The organism is Glycomyces buryatensis, from assembly GCF_004912275.1.
Lineage (GTDB): Bacteria > Actinomycetota > Actinomycetes > Mycobacteriales > Micromonosporaceae > Glycomyces > Glycomyces buryatensis.
This window is the reverse complement of sequence record NZ_STGY01000004.1, coordinates 19876-35696: the sequence shown is the minus strand read 5'-3', so window position 1 is coordinate 35696 and position 15821 is coordinate 19876. Positions and strand designations below refer to the sequence as shown.

Annotated in this window: 15 protein-coding genes; 10 read left to right on the top strand and 5 right to left on the bottom strand. The window is 68.3% G+C overall.

Annotation, left to right across the window (positions count from 1 at the left end; all coding sequences use genetic code 11):
* The first annotated feature begins 82 nt into the window (after nucleotides 1-82).
* Together FAB82_RS01240 and FAB82_RS01235 are read left to right on the top strand one after the other, a co-directional pair.
* Nucleotides 83-331 (top strand): type II toxin-antitoxin system Phd/YefM family antitoxin, encoded by a 249-nt coding sequence (locus FAB82_RS01240; protein WP_136532724.1) that lies wholly within the window; start codon nucleotides 83-85, stop codon nucleotides 329-331.
* Nucleotides 315-698, top strand: coding sequence for a type II toxin-antitoxin system VapC family toxin (locus FAB82_RS01235; RefSeq protein WP_136532723.1), 384 nt, complete (start codon nucleotides 315-317; stop codon nucleotides 696-698). Before FAB82_RS01240 ends, FAB82_RS01235 begins: the two co-directional genes overlap by 17 nt.
* Before the next feature lie 218 nt (nucleotides 699-916).
* Here FAB82_RS01235 and upp read toward each other — a convergent pair whose 3' ends face one another.
* Nucleotides 917-1549, bottom strand: coding sequence for a uracil phosphoribosyltransferase (gene upp, locus FAB82_RS01230; RefSeq protein WP_136532722.1), 633 nt, complete (start codon nucleotides 1547-1549; stop codon nucleotides 917-919).
* Between the two features lie 93 nt (nucleotides 1550-1642).
* Between upp and deoC the strand changes: the two genes are divergently transcribed.
* The 6 genes from deoC to FAB82_RS01200 all read left to right on the top strand — a co-directional run bounded on the left by deoC (nucleotide 1643) and on the right by FAB82_RS01200 (nucleotide 8075).
* Complete coding sequence (deoC, locus tag FAB82_RS01225) at nucleotides 1643-2557, top strand: deoxyribose-phosphate aldolase (protein WP_136532721.1); 915 nt, start codon at nucleotides 1643-1645, stop codon at nucleotides 2555-2557.
* 3 nt (nucleotides 2558-2560) lie between these two features.
* Nucleotides 2561-3985, top strand: coding sequence for an aldehyde dehydrogenase family protein (locus FAB82_RS01220; protein WP_136532720.1), 1425 nt, complete (start codon nucleotides 2561-2563; stop codon nucleotides 3983-3985).
* The gene (locus FAB82_RS01215) at nucleotides 3978-4883 is read left to right on the top strand and encodes an aldehyde dehydrogenase family protein (RefSeq protein WP_136532719.1); all 906 of its coding nucleotides are present in this window, start codon (nucleotides 3978-3980) and stop codon (nucleotides 4881-4883) included. Before FAB82_RS01220 ends, FAB82_RS01215 begins: the two co-directional genes overlap by 8 nt.
* An 82-nt stretch (nucleotides 4884-4965) precedes the next feature.
* A complete protein-coding gene (locus FAB82_RS01210) occupies nucleotides 4966-5784 on the top strand; it encodes a DNA primase (RefSeq protein WP_136532718.1) in 819 nt (272 codons plus the stop codon).
* Nucleotides 5785-6048: 264 nt separating this feature from the next.
* Nucleotides 6049-7644 carry a hypothetical protein gene (locus tag FAB82_RS01205; RefSeq protein WP_136532717.1) on the top strand — a complete coding sequence of 532 codons (1596 nt, stop codon included), beginning with the start codon at nucleotides 6049-6051 and terminating at the stop codon, nucleotides 7642-7644.
* Nucleotides 7641-8075: a roadblock/LC7 domain-containing protein gene (locus FAB82_RS01200; protein WP_136532716.1), complete on the top strand. Its 435-nt coding sequence runs from the start codon at nucleotides 7641-7643 to the stop codon at nucleotides 8073-8075. The genes FAB82_RS01205 and FAB82_RS01200 overlap by 4 nt, the downstream gene beginning before the upstream one ends.
* A gap of 203 nt (nucleotides 8076-8278) precedes the next feature.
* On the opposite strand, the gene FAB82_RS01195 is transcribed toward FAB82_RS01200, so the two are convergent.
* From FAB82_RS01195 to FAB82_RS01180, 4 genes are all read right to left on the bottom strand, one after another.
* The gene (locus FAB82_RS01195; protein ID WP_136532715.1) at nucleotides 8279-8866 is read right to left on the bottom strand and encodes a GTP-binding protein; all 588 of its coding nucleotides are present in this window, start codon (nucleotides 8864-8866) and stop codon (nucleotides 8279-8281) included.
* A gap of 6 nt (nucleotides 8867-8872) precedes the next feature.
* Nucleotides 8873-9250 (bottom strand): DUF742 domain-containing protein, encoded by a 378-nt coding sequence (locus FAB82_RS01190; RefSeq protein ID WP_136532714.1) that lies wholly within the window; start codon nucleotides 9248-9250, stop codon nucleotides 8873-8875.
* A 228-nt stretch (nucleotides 9251-9478) separates the two neighbouring features.
* Nucleotides 9479-9877, bottom strand: coding sequence for a roadblock/LC7 domain-containing protein (locus FAB82_RS01185; protein WP_026925472.1), 399 nt, complete (start codon nucleotides 9875-9877; stop codon nucleotides 9479-9481).
* A 42-nt stretch (nucleotides 9878-9919) separates the two neighbouring features.
* Nucleotides 9920-13225, bottom strand: coding sequence for a nitrate- and nitrite sensing domain-containing protein (locus FAB82_RS01180; RefSeq protein ID WP_168801363.1), 3306 nt, complete (start codon nucleotides 13223-13225; stop codon nucleotides 9920-9922).
* A gap of 613 nt (nucleotides 13226-13838) precedes the next feature.
* Here FAB82_RS01180 and FAB82_RS01175 point away from each other — a divergent pair.
* Entirely contained in the window at nucleotides 13839-14678 is an 840-nt protein-coding gene (locus tag FAB82_RS01175) for an MHYT domain-containing protein (protein WP_136532712.1), read from the top strand.
* An 81-nt stretch (nucleotides 14679-14759) separates the two neighbouring features.
* Nucleotides 14760-15722, top strand: coding sequence for an MHYT domain-containing protein (locus tag FAB82_RS01170; RefSeq protein ID WP_136532711.1), 963 nt, complete (start codon nucleotides 14760-14762; stop codon nucleotides 15720-15722).
* Nucleotides 15723-15821 lie beyond the last annotated feature (99 nt).

The window sequence follows — 15821 nt, the reverse complement described above, 5'->3', positions numbered from 1 at the left end:
TGCGGTGGGGGCCGGGCGCTGCGCGCCCGGCCCCCACCGATTCACCTAGACTTGGCTAAGTCTAGTCCGCTATAATCGGAGCATGACCTATGTCGTGAACATCCATGAGGCCAAGACGCACCTGTCTCGGCTGATCGAGCGTGCCGTGAACGGCGAGCACGTGGTCATCGCAAAGTCGGGCAAGCCTCTGGTCGACCTGGTCCCGCACCACGAGCAGACGGTGATATTCGGCGGGCTCAAGGACCAACTCGAGTACGACGACAGCGTGTTCGACATCGACCCCGACATCCAGGAGATGTTCTACGGAGACACCGGTGCTTCTGCTCGATAGCCAGACAGCGATCTGGGCCATGAGCGACAGCCCCCGCCTTGGTGCCGCCGCGAAACAGCTCATCACCGATACTGCATCGGCTCACATCTCGGTCGCCTCGGTATGGGAGTTGACCATCAAGTCGATGCTCGGCAAGCTGAAGATCCCCGTCGACTTCGCCGCGCAAGCGGCCGCTCAGGGATTCGAGCCGCTCGATATCTCCGCAGACGATGCCGAAGGGCTCAGGGAATTCCCCGAACTGTCGCGCCACGACCCGTTCGACCGGCTGATCGTTTCGCAGGCATACCAACATCGTTTGACGCTGCTGACCGCAGACGGAGTCCTACTCGGCCTCGGCCGCGACTTCATCGTCGACTCCAGGAAGTAGCAGGTCGACCGGGCGATTCATCGACCGGTGGACTGCTTCCAGGATATCGGCGAACTCAGGGTCGGGTTCCTTCGTCGCGTAGTACTCGATTATCGCAGCGCCATTAGGTCGATGCGGCGGTTTGTCAGGCATGCCGTAATCGTCCCTGTCCCAGGCCAACAACGCAACACAAAAAGCGGCCGGGCGCTTCGCGCCCGGCCCACCTCTTTTGTTCGTGTTCAGAAGCGGCGGTAGGCGCCGAATTGGCGGTCTCCGGCGTCGCCCAGTCCGGGGACGATGTAGGCCTTCTCGTTCAGGCCCGGGTCGACCGCGGCGGTGGTCATGCGCATGTCCAGACCGGACGCCTGGAGCGCCTCGATGCCCTCGGGCGCGGCCAGGACGCAGATCAGGGAGATGTCGGTGCAGCCGCGCTCGGCGATCATCTGGCAGCAGCGCAGGAGCGAGCCGCCGGTCGCGACCATCGGGTCGAGAACGATGACGTGGCGTCCGGACAGGTCGTCCGGAAGCGACTCCATGTAGGGGTAGGGCTGGTGGGTCTCCTCATCGCGCGCCAGGCCGACGAAGCCCATCGTCGCGTCGGGGATCATCGCCTGGGCAGAGTCGGCCATGCCCAGGCCCGCCCGCAGCACCGGGACCAGGACCGGCGGGTTGCCCAGCCGGAATCCCTTGGCAGGGGCCACCGGGGTCCTGATCTCGTATTCGGTCACGGCCACGTCGCGCGTGGCCTCGTAGACGAGCATCGTCGTGAGCTCGTGCAGGGCGGCCCGGAATCGCGGGGAGTCCGAGCGCTCGTCTCGCATGGCGGTAAGCCGTTCTGCGGCGAGCGGGTGTTCGATGATCTGTACATCCACGGTTCCCAACCTTAACGCCCAGCTAGCCGCGCTAATGTGAGTCAGTCGCAACTACCTCTGAGCACCGCATCACGAGACGGATATCATCGGGTCATGGGATCAATTCTGAGCGGCGTCGAGGCCGCCTCCCTCGTTCGGTCGCTGCCGGGCGTGGACGCGGTCGGCCTTGAGGCGCGAGCGGCTGGCCTGGCCACCCGCTCGATCAAGAAAGAGTCGAAGGCCGAGGCCATCGACCTGGCCATCGGCATGATCGACCTCACCACATTGGAGGGTGCAGACACGCCGGGCAAGGTCCGGTCGCTGTGCGCCAAGGCCGTGCGGCCGGACGGGGACGCGCCGTCCACCGCGGCGATCTGCGTCTACGGGGCCCAGGTCGCCACCGCCAAGGCGGCCCTCGCGGGCTCCGGCGTCAAGGTCGCCTCCGTCGCCACCGGGTTCCCGGCCGGGCAGGTCCCGCTGGAGATCCGCCTCGCCGACACCGAGTCGGCCGTGCGCGAGGGGGCCGACGAGATCGACATGGTCATCAACCGCGGCGCCTTCCTCGCCGGAGACCTGGAGCGGGTCTACCACGAGATCAAGGCTGTCAAGGCCGCCGCGGGCGACGCCCGGCTCAAAGTCATCCTGGAGACCGGCGAGCTGGTCACCTACGACAATGTCCGCCGCGCCTCGTTCCTGGCGATGCACGCCGGGGCCGACTTCATCAAGACCTCGACCGGCAAGGTCGGCGTCAACGCCACCCTCCCGGTCACGCTGCTGATGATGCAGGCCGTGCGCGACTTCCGCGCCGAGACGGGCGTTCAGGTCGGCGTCAAGCCCGCCGGCGGGATCCGCAATACCAAGGACGCCATCAAGTACCTGGTCACGGTGAACGAGATCCTCGGCGACGACTGGCTCTCGGCCCACTGGTTCCGCTTCGGCGCCTCCAGCCTCCTCAACGACCTGCTCATGCAGCGTCAGAAACTCAAGACCGGCCACTACTCCGGCCCCGACTACGTGACGGTGGACTAAGCCATGTTCGACTACGCACCCGCACCCGAATCGGTGCGCCCCGATATCAAGGAGCACTACGGCCTGTTCATCGGCGGCGAGTTCACCGATGCCGCCGACGGGGCCGTCTTCAAGTCGGTCAATCCCTCCAATGAGGAGGTCCTGTTCACGGTCGCGGAGGCCGGGGAGGCCGACGTGGCCGCCGCGGTGGCCGCCGCCCGCCAGGCGCACGAGACCGTGTGGGGCCCCATGTCCGGCGCCGAGCGGGGCAAGTACCTGTTCCGCATCGCCCGGCTCCTGCAGGAGAAGGCGCGCGAATTCGCCGTCGCCGAGACACTCGACAACGGCAAGCCGATCAAGGAGACGCGCGACTTCGACGTCCCGACGGCCGCGCAGCACTTCTTCTACCACGCGGGCTGGGCGGACAAGCTGTCCTACGCCGGCGTCGGAGCGAACCCGAAGTCGCTCGGCGTCATCGGGCAGGTGATCCCGTGGAACTTCCCGCTCCTGATGCTGTCGTGGAAGATCGCCCCGGCCCTGGCCTGCGGGAACACGGTGGTGCTCAAGCCCGCCGAGACCACGCCGCTGACCGCGCTGATGTTCGCCGAGCTGTGCCAGGAGGCCGACCTGCCTCCGGGCGTCGTCAATATCCTCCCCGGAGCGGGCGCCGCCGGTGCGGCCGTCGTCAACAGCCCAGTGGATAAAGTCGCGTTCACCGGCTCGACCGCCGTGGGCCGCGCGATCGCGGGGGCCGTCGCGGGCTCGAAGAAGAAGGTCACGCTCGAACTGGGCGGCAAGGCCGCGAACATCGTCTTCGACGACGCCCCGATCGATCAGGCCGTCGAGGGCATCGTCAACGGCATCTTCTTCAACCAGGGCCACGTGTGCTGCGCCGGTTCCCGCCTCCTCGTCCAGGAGTCGATCGCCGACGAGGTGCTCGCGCGGCTCAAGGACCGCATCGCGACCCTGCGCGTGGGCGACCCGCTCGACAAGAACACCGACGTCGGCGCCATCAACTCCGCCGAGCAGCTCGCCCGCATCACCGCGCTCACCGAGGCCGGCGAGGGCGAGGGCGCCGAGGTCTGGCAGCCGTCGTGCGACCTGCCCGAGACCGGATTCTGGTTCCGCCCCACCATCTTCACCGGCGTCCAGCAGTCCATGCGGATCGCCAAGGAGGAGATCTTCGGGCCGGTGCTGTCGGTACTGACCTTCCGCACCCCGGACGAGGCGATCGCCAAGGCCAACAACACCCCCTACGGACTGTCGGCCGGGGTGTGGACCGAGAAAGGGTCGAAGATCCTGTGGGCGGCCCAGCGGCTGCGCGCGGGCGTGGTCTGGGCCAACACGTTCAACCAGTTCGACGCCGCCAGCCCGTTCGGCGGCCTGAAGGAGTCCGGTTACGGCCGCGAGGGCGGCCGCCAGGGACTGGAGGCTTACCTCGATGTCTAAGCACATTGACCCCGTGCGCACTGAGCCCGTGCGTCTGCGCGTCAAGAAGACCTACAAGCTGTACGTGGGCGGCAAGTTCCCCCGCTCGGAGTCCGGAAGGAGCTACCCGGTGACCACCCCCGACGGGGCCGAGCTGGCCAATGCCGCGCTGGCCAGCCGCAAGGACGTCCGCGACGCGGTCGCCGCCGCCCGCAAGGCGCAGAAGCCCTGGGCCGGACAGACCGCCTACCTGCGGGGGCAGATCCTCTACCGGGCCGCCGAGATGCTGGAGGGCCGCGCCGGGCAGTACGCCGAGGAGCTGTCCGACGCCACCGGCGCCGAACTCCATGCGGCCCTTGGGACCGTGGAGCAGGCGATCGACCGGCTCGTGCACTACGCGGGCTGGACCGACAAGGTCGCCGCCGTCCTCGGGGGCGCGAACCCGGTGGCCGGGCCGTACTTCAACCACACCACGCCCGAGCCGCTCGGCGTCGTCGCCGTCGTGGCGCCGGGGGCGGACCCGCTGCTGGGGCTGGTCGAGGCCATCGCCCCGGCGATCGCCACCGGCAATACCGTCGTCGTCGCCACCAGTGAGTCGATGCCGCTGCCCGCCTTGAGTTTCGGCGAGGTCCTGGCGACCTCGGACCTGCCCGGCGGCGTGGTGAACCTGCTGAGCGGCAAGACCTCCGAGCTGGCCCCGACGCTGGCGAGCCACGCCGACGTCAACGGCCTGGACCTCTCCGGCGTCCACGACAGCGACCTCGCGACCGAGCTGGAGGCCGCCGCGGCCGAGACGCTCAAGGTCGTGCGCCGCCCCGGCAGGAGCGGGGACTCGCTTGACCTGCTGCGCCAATGGATCGAGTACAAGACCGTGTGGCACCCGGCGGGCATGGCCGCCACTGCGGGCGGCGGATACTGACCCACCCCGGCACCGGCTGCCATGTCGTCCTTCGTAAGGTCGTAGGCTGTCTCGCAGTTGACGACTACGTGAGGATCCCGACATGGCAGCCGAATCCGGCGGCTCGGCACGCACGGCCGAGTCCGACAAGCTCTGGAATGAGACCAACGTCGACCCGGTGGAGCTCCACCTGGGCAAGGACTCCGGTTACACCCTGCGCGCCTATCGGATGTCCGACACGCTGCCGCGCGAGGACGTAGTCGTCGAGCCGACCAAGTCCAAGGACGACGTCGAGGACGGGCCCGACGTGGGCGACAACCCCGAGGACGAGGACGAGAACGAGGTCCCCGACGAGATCGACTTCCTCGACGAGCTCGACGCCGCCCCCGAAGAGGTCCCGGTATTCCTGACGCGCAAAGGAAAACTGCTGGTCTTCCGCGACCCGGAATCGCTCGCCGAGTACGTCGCCGAATCGGACGACAACGATCTCGCCGTGATCGAGGAATACGGCGAGTTGCAGAAGCGCATCACCGCCGAAGCCATCGTTTGTGACGAAGCCGACACCTACGAAATGGACCTGGTCGTCGCGAATCTGCGCGGCGGACACGACGCCTGGGAGCCCGAGCTGCTCATCAAGGCCGCCGAAGTCGGCCGCGATCTCGGTTTCGCGCTGCGGAACCAGTCGATCGTCGAGGCGCTCACCTCCGGATCCCCGCTCGACGACATCGACGAATCCCTCCGCCTCATTGTGGACGGCGGTTTCCGGGGCGCGTTCGCCCGCCGCCGCCTCCGCAAGACCGGCTCCGAGCAGGCCGCCATCGCCTGGCGCGCCGTCATCGCCAAGATCAACCGTTCCGTCGAATGGCGCGGCACCGCCAGGGCCGAATCGACCGAAGAGACGAGTGGCGACTCGGCCGAATAGACCGATCATTTCCATTCTCTCCCATTGTGATCGACTTGTCTGCGCTCCGTTATTCCCCTTTGGAATAGGTCAATCGCATACTCCGAGAATTGACGGTTTTGCGTGCTATAGACGCAAATCCGGTGATGACCCGCACCAGGCTCCGGCTTGCGGATCCGAGTATTCTGCGGAAAACTGATAACGGACTGATATACGGGCCGGGCGATGGTCCACGCCGAAAGGGCCTTGCCCTCAGGGGCGCGCCCTACGAGAGGAGCTTCGCGGGTGCAAGTTTTCTGCGGCATCACCACCGACAAGTCCGACGGCCCCCCTCCGGGCCAGGGCGACACCACGTGCGCGGTCGCGCTCGTCGCCGCCGGCGGCGGTCTGCTCGCCACCGACACGTTCGGGGACGATCCGCGCGGATGGGTCCGCCTCAATGGTCTGCTCGCCCGCCAGGCCCTGGGATCGGCCCCCGTGTCCGTCGCCGTCTCCGGCGATGTCGACCAGCTGGCCGAGTTCGCCTCGGCCGCCGGACACCTCGTGATCCGCTCCGACGCCGCCGCCTCCCGCTCCAAGGACGCCCTCGACGACGCCATCGCCCTCGCCCGCGGCATGGCCACCGGAGAGGTCGGCGGCCAGCCCTTCGCCGCCCGCCCTGAGATCGCCGTCCTGCGCCCCATCCTCGACACCGTGGCCTCGGCCTCCAGAGCACGTCACGAGGCGTCAGAGGCGCTCACGTGCCTGCTGCGCGCCGTCTTCCCGGCCGCCCTGGCCGCCTGGGACGACCCGAGCGAGGCCAGTGCGGTCGCGATCTTGACCAGACTTCCCCAACCCGGTGCGCTCCAGTCGATCTCGACCGAGGACCTCGCCGCGGACCTGGCGACCGTGGCCGACCCCGGCCAGGTGGCCGCGATGGCCGGCGCCCTGACCGAGGCGATCCGTGAGATCGGCGGCGGCGACGACCCGGCGGTCGCCCCGTCGGTGTCCGCCACCGCCGAGGCCGTATCCGCTTGGGACCGTTCGCTGGAGGGCCTCATCGGCCTGATCCAGGCGAAGCGCCCGCGCCCCGAGACCGTACCGGCCGCGGCGCCCGTCTCGGCGCCTACGTTCGGTGCCGCCGAGGAGGCGCCCGCCGAGCCGCGGCGGCGCCGCCGCGCCGGCACGCACGATACGGTCCGCCTCCCCGGCGACCTCCCCGACCGCCAGAGCCTGCGCGCGCTCGACCCGGCCTCGCAGCTCCACGGCATCGTCTCCCCAGCTTTTGAAGAGACCCAGCTCGAGGCGACGCAGGTGATGCCGGAGGCCCAGCCGGTCGACGGCGAGGCCACCAGCCGCACCCAGTCGATCCGCCGCCGGCGCCCGCAGCCGCCCGAGCTCCCCCAGGGCGAGGCCTCGGAGATTCTCATCGGCCAGCAGCCTCCCGCCGACACCGGACGGCGCCACCCGTGGCAGCCGAAGGAGGAGACGGTCGGCGACCTCCAGAAGGCGCTCGCCGACGAGGGCGACGGCCTGTTGATCTTCGGCCAGGCCAAGAGCGCCTGGTTCCAGCGCCCCGAGGGCGAGGAGGAGGCCGACGCCGAGACCTGGACCCTCCCCGGCGACGAGGGCTGGCGCACCGCCCGCGACGTCAATGAGGCCCCCGCGGCCGAGGAGGCCACCACCGCCACCGGTCTGCCCAAGCGCAAGCCGCAGGCGAACCTGGTGCCCGGCTCGGTGGTCGACGGCGGCGACGACCCCGGCTTCGCCGAACCGGTCGACCGCGACCCCGAACTGCTCGCTCAGAACACCGCCGGTTACTTCAAGGGCTGGGGCCGCGCCCGAGGCGGCGGCCGCGCCGCCGCGGCGGCGCGCCAGGCCGAGAGGATGGCCAGCAGATGAGCAACCTGGGCGTCTACGAGCGCTCGCTGAGCATGCTGCTGGGCTCGCTCGTGGCCCGCACCCCCGGCCTCTCCCATGCGGTCCTGGTGAGCGTCGACGGCATTCCGCTGGCGGTCTCCTCCGGTCTCCCCAAGGAGCGCGCGGACCAGTTGGCCTCCATCGGGTCCGGGCTCCTGTCGATCGGCGAGGGCGCCGGCCGGACCATGAACCACGGCCCCACCCAGCAGGTCATCGTCGAGATGGCCGAGGGCGTGCTGCTGGCGGCCCCGGTAGGCCCGCAGATCTGCCTGACGCTGCTGGCGGTCTCCCAGTGCGACCGCGAACAACTCGGCTACGAACTCGGGCAGTTCACGATGCAGGTGGGACCCTTGCTCAACGAGGCGCTGACCAACACCGGATCGATCCCCAAGGTCGTGTTATACCGCAAATAGCGAAGGCCCCGACGCGATGGCGTCGGGGCCTCTTTCTGCGCGCTTCCTTCGGCGGGGCGGGTGCCGCGGGAAAAGCTTCAGGGGCCCAAGGCTTTCGCCTCGGGCCCCTGTGGGCTTATGGTCCAGGTAGTTTGGGTCAGCCTAGACGATCCGGGATCGGTCAACCATGTCCCGCGGATGGGGCCGCGGGGCATTGTGGGCTGTTAACCGACTCCGACAGTGCGGGTGCGCCGCATGGACAGGACGTACTCGACCAGCTTGATGAGGACCTGCTTGGTCGACTCCCGGTTGCGGGCGTCGGTGTAGAGCAGGGGCACCTCGGGCGAGATCTGGAGCGCGTCCCGAATGTCCTGGAGGTCGTGCAGCTGCTTGCCGTCGAAGCAGTTGACCGCCACCAGGTACGGCAGTTTGCGGTGCTCGAAGAAGTCGATGACCGAGAAGCAGTCCGCGAGGCGGCGGGTGTCGACCAGCACGATCGCGCCGATCGCGCCGCGCACCAGCTCGTCCCACATGAACCAGAACCGGGTCTGGCCAGGAGTGCCGAACAGGTACAGGATCAGGTCCTGGTCGATGGTGATACGACCGAAGTCCATCGCCACCGTGGTCGTCGCCTTGTCGGGCACCAGGTTGTTGTCGTCCACGCCCTCCGAGGCCGAGGTCATGATGGCCTCGGTCGTCAGCGGGGTGATCTCGGAGACCGAGCCGACCAAGGTCGTCTTGCCGACGCCGAAGCCGCCGGCGATGACGATCTTGGCAGAGGTCACACGAGAGGTGTCTGCGGGTGAGTTCATTAGGGTCTATAGCCTCCTGAGTCCACTGAGAACGCGCTCGAGGAGTTCGGTTCCGACGGATTCATCCGCGTGGTCGTCGGAGAATCCGGTAGGCGCGTGCACTGCCAGCAGGCCGTCCGCCGCCATGTCGGCGACCAGCACGCGCGCCACGCCCAAGGGCACTTCCATGCGCGCGGCGATCTCCGCCAACGATTGCAGTCGGCCGCCGCACAGGTCGACGATCACCTTCTGCTCCCTGCCGCCCAGGAACTGTCCTGAACGTCCGCGCGCGGTGGTCTCCACCAGCGCTTCGAGAGCAATCTCCAATTGGGGTCGTGTGCGGCCGCGCGTGACCGCGTACGGCCTGACGAGTGAGCCGGTCGGCTCATCACCACCGAGGACCATTTCTACCTCCAACCGTCCGGACCGGAATCCCACAATCCCATGCCGGGCAGCCCTGTCAGTTATCCGTAAACCACTGCCTGGGGAGCCAGCGGTCCCGTCGCCTGGGGGTGCGACGGAGGGGTTTGTTCAGCTCGTCCCACTCGTGCTGCATTCCACTCGAATGGAGCCTACCGTGCCGACGCCTCATGCGACAAACCCAGGTAAGGGCGCCGGGAGGCATTGACTCGGTCAGCTTCGGGCGGAAGGGGTCAGGGCTTGCCCGACCCGGTCCACCAGCAGCGCCATCTCATAGCCGACCTGGCCCACATCGCAGTTCTTCGAAGCCAATACCGCGAACGAGGATCCGTCGCTGATGGACATGAGGAACAGGAAGCCGTGGTCCATTTCGACCACGGTCTGGAGCACCGCGCCGCCTTCGAAGCAGCGCGAGGCCCCCTGCGTGAGGCTCACCAGACCGGACGTGACCGCCGACAGCTGGTCGGCGCGGTCCCGTGGGAGGTCCCGCGAGGACGCCAGCAGCAGCCCGTCTGCGCTGACCGCCACGGCGTGCGCCACTCCGGGCACGCGTTCGGCGAATCCAGCCAGCAGCCAGCCCAAGTCCTGGACTGAGGTTCCACCAGTGCTCATCGTTTGCGCTCCTTAGCGTCTGCCGTGTTGCGGTCAGGCGACTCAGTTGCCATCGTTGCCACGTCCTCGCTGCACTCCACGGTGATAGGCCGACAGCAGGCCCCGGATACCTTCGGGGTTGCGTTTCTGCGCGCTGACGGTCTCCTGATTTTCCTCCACGGCGCCGGGAACGAGTCGTTCCATCGGCTGGCGCTTCGGAAGTCCCGCCGAGGTGGTCTCATCGACCGTTTCGGCGAAGGCGTTGTCGACTCGCTGCCAGCCGTCGTCGGCGGCGGTGCGCCAGGCGTACGAGGCGGCGGAGTCGGATTCGGACGGCGTCTGGAGGCGGCGTCGTTCCAGCGGCGAGGTCGAAGACGGCTCGTCGGCGGGCGTGCGCTGCATATTCGCGCCTTCCGTGGGCTGCGGAGGGGAGGGAGGGGCCGCTTCCCAAGCCCGAGAGGAGGTATCGGCCGCACTTGAGTCTTCACCGTAGCGCAGCGGCGATGTCTCCGCCACCTCCGCGGGTTCGACCGGGGCGGCCTGGGCCGGGGCGTCCAGGGCGGACGGAGCGGGGCTGACCTGCGCCGGAGGCGCTTCGGCCGCAGCGGTTTCCGCGGCGGTCTCCGTGACCGATTCGACCGGTTTGGGAGCCGGGGTGATGGCCTTGAACCAGGCCGATTCGACCTCTCGGAAGATCGGCAGCTCGGTGGTGGCGTCGATCGCCGAGACCCGGTCGGATCCGGCCGGCTTGGGCGCCTCGGTGCCGGAACCGGCGGCCGTGTCGGGCCACGACGGCGGCTGCGCCTCCGCGGGCTCGGCCGGGGTCCACGCCTCCAGCTGGATCTTCGGCAGGGCCACGTGCTCGGAGGAGACGATCTCCCCGGTCACTTCCATGACCTTCTTGCCGTTCGGGCGCTCCTCGTCGGCGAGGCCGCCGGGCCGGAACATGAAGCCCGGTTCTGCGGCCTGGCCGGCCGGCTCGAACTGGCTCGGCTGGGCGGTCCGCTGCTGGAGCGGGAGCTCACCGGTGTACGGCTCGGGGGCCTGGGCGGGGGCGCCCGGGGCCGACGGGTGCGTCGGTCCCTGCTGCGGGGGGATGTTCGGCGGCGCGGTCGGCTCCGAGGAGCGCCAGGCCGGCGGGACCTCCCGCGTCGGGTTCGGCGGCGACTGCATCCCGGCGGGGGCGACGGTGTCGAACAGTCCGGCCGGGCTCTCGGGCACGCGCGGCAGGGCGCCGGTCGAGGCGTCCATGCCGGCGACCAGTTCGCCGCGGGGCCCGCGGTCCGGCTCGGACAGCGACACGGTCTCGCCGCCGTCGAGCGGCGAACGCTGCGGCATCTGCGGTTCGGTCAGGACGGCCTCGCCGAGGACGACCTCGGCGACGGTGCCCCGCTGCTCGCCCGGCCGCAGCTCCACCTTCGCGTGGTGGCGCTTGGCGAGTCGGGCGACCACGACCAGGCCCATCATGCGGGAGGAGGCCAGGTCGATGACGTCGGCGGACTCCGACAGCTGCCGGTTGATGTCCTCGATCTGGGCCGGCGGCATGCCGATCCCGATGTCGGAGATGCGGACCCGGATCGCCCCGTGGGGGCTCTCGGCGGTCTTCATCTGCTCCGCCTCGACCAGGACGGCCGCCTCCGGCGGGGAGAACGCGGTCGCGTTGTCCATGAGCTCGGCGACCAGGTGGACCAGGTCGTTGACGGCGGCGGGCTTGATCTCCCGGATCGCCTCGACGTTGCCGAACTCGATGCGGGTGTACTGCTCGACCTCGGACTGGGCGGCCTGGAGGATGTCGCCGACCGGAGCCGGGTGCCGTTCCTGTCGGGTCGAGTCGGCCCCGGCGAGCACCAGCAGGTTCTCGTCGTTGCGGCGCATGCGGGTCGCGAGGTGGTCGAGCTGGAACAGCTCGGCCAGGCGGTCGGGGTTCTCCTCGCCGCGCTCCAGGTGGTCGAGGTGGCCGATGAGCCGGTCGACCAGGTTCTGGGAGCGGCGGGCCAGGTTGATGAACATCTGCGAGACGTTGGCGCGCAGGGCGGCCTGCTCGGCCGCGATGCGGATGGCCTCGGTGTGGACGATGTTGAACGAGTGCGCCACGTTGCCGATCTCGTCGCGCTGATCGATGTCGATCACCGCGCCCGTATCGGCCGCGACCTCGTCGGGCGTTCTGCCGCCGATCGATTCGGCGTCCCGCATCTGCGCCACCGCCTGGGGCAGCGAGACGTGGGCGACGTCCAGCGCGCCCTCGCGCAGGCGCCGCAGGCCCTGGGCCATGTTGCGGGCGATCGTCAGGGCGATCACCGTCGCGATGACGAACGCGGCGAGGATCAGGATGGCCTCCAGCAGCAGCTGGAAGATCTGGGAGTCCCGGTCGGACCGGGCGGCGTCGAGGACCTGCTTCGACTCCTGGTCGATGTACTGCAGGCCGTTGTTGAGGATCGCGTCGTAGGACTTGATGACGGCGTCGTTCACCACCAGGTCCTGCTCGGTCCCGGCGGCGACCGCTGCGGTCTCGAATTCGACCGCGGCCGCGGCCTCCTCGGTTTTCAGACCGCCTGCCTGGTAGAAGAACTCCAGCTGCTCCGAGCGGTCGGCGACCGTCTTGAACTGCTCCTCGGCGATGGCGCGCTGCTCGGTGTAGGCGACGAAGTTCTTCCAACGGGTGTTGTTGATGAAGTTCTGGCCGTTGCCGACGTTGATGGCGATGGCCCGCTCCTCTTCGAGCGTCTCCAGGATCGTCGTCGCGGCGGCGATGGCCTGCAGGTTCCGGGCGGCCTCGGGGTCGTTCACGATGCGCGAGGACACGTCGGTGATATTGACCAGCTCGCCGATGAGCCGCTGGTACACACGGGAAGTCGCATCGATCGACGAGTTCTCGGGGTTCTCGGCGGCGGCGGTGCGGATCACCTGGAGGCTGGTGTACTGGGTGCCGACGGCGGCGACGCGGGTGTCGATGTCCTCCGACAGGCCCGGCACCTTCGCGAAGGAGCCGTTGAAGTCCTCCAGGGCGGCGTCGGTCTTGTCCTCCTGCTCGGCGACCGCTTCCTCGTCGTACTGCTCCATGTCGAGCCCGTCGATGTGGTTGTCGTCCTTGCGCAGGAACGTGACCAACAGGCTCCGCTCGCGCTGCAGTTCGTAGCGCAGCTCGGCGGTGGAGGCGTTGAACTCCACCAGGTCCACCATGTCGTCCGATTCGAACACCTGGCCTGCCCGGTCGTACAGACGCAGGCCGGCCACGGCCACCAGGACCACGAGCGGGACCAGGAGAATCAGTCCGAGTTTGGACCTGATTCGCATGTCGGCGATGCGGGGCAGGCCGAGCGGTCCTCGTCGAGCCGCTGAACCCGCTCGGTTCGAGCTGCGCTTGCTCACCTTGTCTAGCCTCCTGGGGTGGTCCTCTGTGTCAGACCGGCGCCGGACATTGACCGGTGCTGTCTCGGGCCGACGGCGCGCGCCGGCTGCCGCCTCGCCACCGGGGGGCGGCCGGGGCGGCATGTGAAGCCCAGCAGATTCCATCATGACGAATCCCGGCGGGGAAATCCAGGGGCGTACTGGAGTTCCCAAGTCGACCGAGTAACCCACTGAGTTACCGGGCGATTCCCAAGAAACCAGCTATTACCGGACACATGCATGCTCGGTATTCGGCCGTTCGGGTAAGAAGTCCGACCGTTCAGGCCAGCAACCGAACACCGTCCGGACGATGTGGATGCGTTATACCGCTCCCACCCTGCGTCCGCATCCTCCACCTGCAACACCGGACCCGCGGGCCACTGCCGCGACCGGTTCGCGCGACCGTTCGATCACGCTTCGTGAAGCGGATCGTCCGACCCTACCCGAGGATTCCTCCGATCTTCCTCAGGCCGCGCAGGTGCGATAGATCTTCCATATCGGATACCCATCCACGACAAAGCCGCACAACCTGTGCGACAGACTTCCGCCCGAAATGAGGCACCGTTGACCCACAGGCCTTTCAGGAGGTAGCCCCATGACCGGCAATCCCGCGGACGCGCAGCTGCTAGCCGCCGTCCTCGAACACCACCACTTCACTTACGGCTGGCTCAATCCGGTAATGGGCCTCGCCTTCGCCGCAGCCGGGTCGTACCTCGGCCTGTCGGCAGCCCGCTACGCCCGCGCCGCCACCACCACCACCGCCCGATTCCGCTGGATCCTCCTGGCCTCCTTGGCCATCGGCGGAATCGGCATCTGGATGATGCACTTCATCGCGATGATCGGGTTCACCGTCATCGGCTCCGACATCGCCTACAACGTGGGGCTGACCGCCGGCTCGTTCGCACTGGCGGTCCTGGCGGTCGGAGTCGGAGTGTTCATCGCCGGGGCCAAGCGCGCTGGCTGGCCGCGCTTGGCCGGCGGCGGGCTGGTGTGCGGCGCGGGCGTGGTCGGGATGCACTACACGGGCATGTATGCGATCTCCACCACCGGAACCATCACCTACGATCCGGCTCTCGTGGCGGCCTCGGCCGCCATCGCCGTCGTCGCCTCGGTCGTGGCGCTGCGGTTCACGACCGTGGTAGACAAGCGGGGCACCATGCTGATCGCCTCGCTGATCATGAGCATCGCGGTGGTGGGCATGCACTACACAGGGATGGCGGCCATGTCGGTCGAAGGACCCTTCGGCAACCCGGTCGAGGGCATGAACCCGCTGGTCCTCATGCTTCCGATCCTCCTGCTGGCCACCATTTCGATCATCGGCATGGTGTTCGGCGTCCTGGCCGCACCGAGCTCCGACCTGGAAACCGGACACAATGGCAGCTCAGATGACCAGGGAAAACCAACTGTCAGTCTGGCAAACGTCACCAGACTGTAGTCGTATAACGTTTCGAATCGCGCAGATCGCAAATGAGCAACATTCCAGAAACGGGCACCGGCCCGGGGAGGAAAACCGCGGATGCAACACGTGGACCACCTGACCTATGGCTGGATCAACCCCATCATGGGCTTCGGATTCGCGTTCGCCGGCTCGCTACTGGCCCTGATGTGCATGACGCAGGCGCGTCAGCAGTCCGGGTCGGTGAAGTCGGCGGCGAAGCGCTTGCGCTGGATTGGCCTCGCATCATTCGCTCTGGGCGGCACCGCCATCTGGATGATGCACTTCACCGCGATGATCGGCTTCAAGGTCATCGAGTCCGACATCGCCTACAACCCCGCCATGACCGCCCTGAGCCTCGTCGCCTCGACCGGGGCGGTCTTCCTCGGCCTGCTCATCGCCGGCATGGGCCGCCGCAACACCATCGCGAAGATCCTGATCGCCGGGCCCCTGACGGGCCTGGGCGTCGTGGTCATGCACTACTCCGGCATGAAGGCCATCTCAATCTCCGGCGAGATCACCTACGACCGCACGTACTTCATGGCCTCGGTGGTGATCGCGGTCGTCGCGGCCACGGCGGCCCTGGCGTGCGGCATGTACCTGGACGGCTGGAAGTGGCAGAGTGCCGCGGCCGTCGTGATGGCCTCGGCCATCTCGGGCATGCACTACACCGGCATGGCCGGGGTGCGGGTCACCCTCTACGACGAGGGCCGAGGCGCGGTGAGCGGGATCGACCCGATCATGCTCATCCTGCCGATCCTCGGCGTCGCCACGATCGGCATCATCGTGCTCCTGTTCGCGCTCATGGGAACCACGCCGAAGACGATCTCCAAGCGCGAGCAGCTCGGGATCGAGCTGGATGACGACGACATGACGACGGCCATCCCGGTCGCCCCGCGGGCCGGCCAGCCTCGGGGCGATGTCCCCGCACCGCGGGGAATGAACTCGGCCACCGGGCCGATCGTCCCCGACCAGCCGATGACCCGCCGTCCCCGCTCATTCGCCGAAGCCGACCTGACCCGCCGGGAAGCCCCGCGCCGGTAGGCGGCACGACAAGCAGAGCGAGGCCCCGCCGGACGGCGGGGCCTCGCTGTTTCCATGCCTTATATATAGAGCCCGCTACGTAAAGCTCGGTTGCTACAC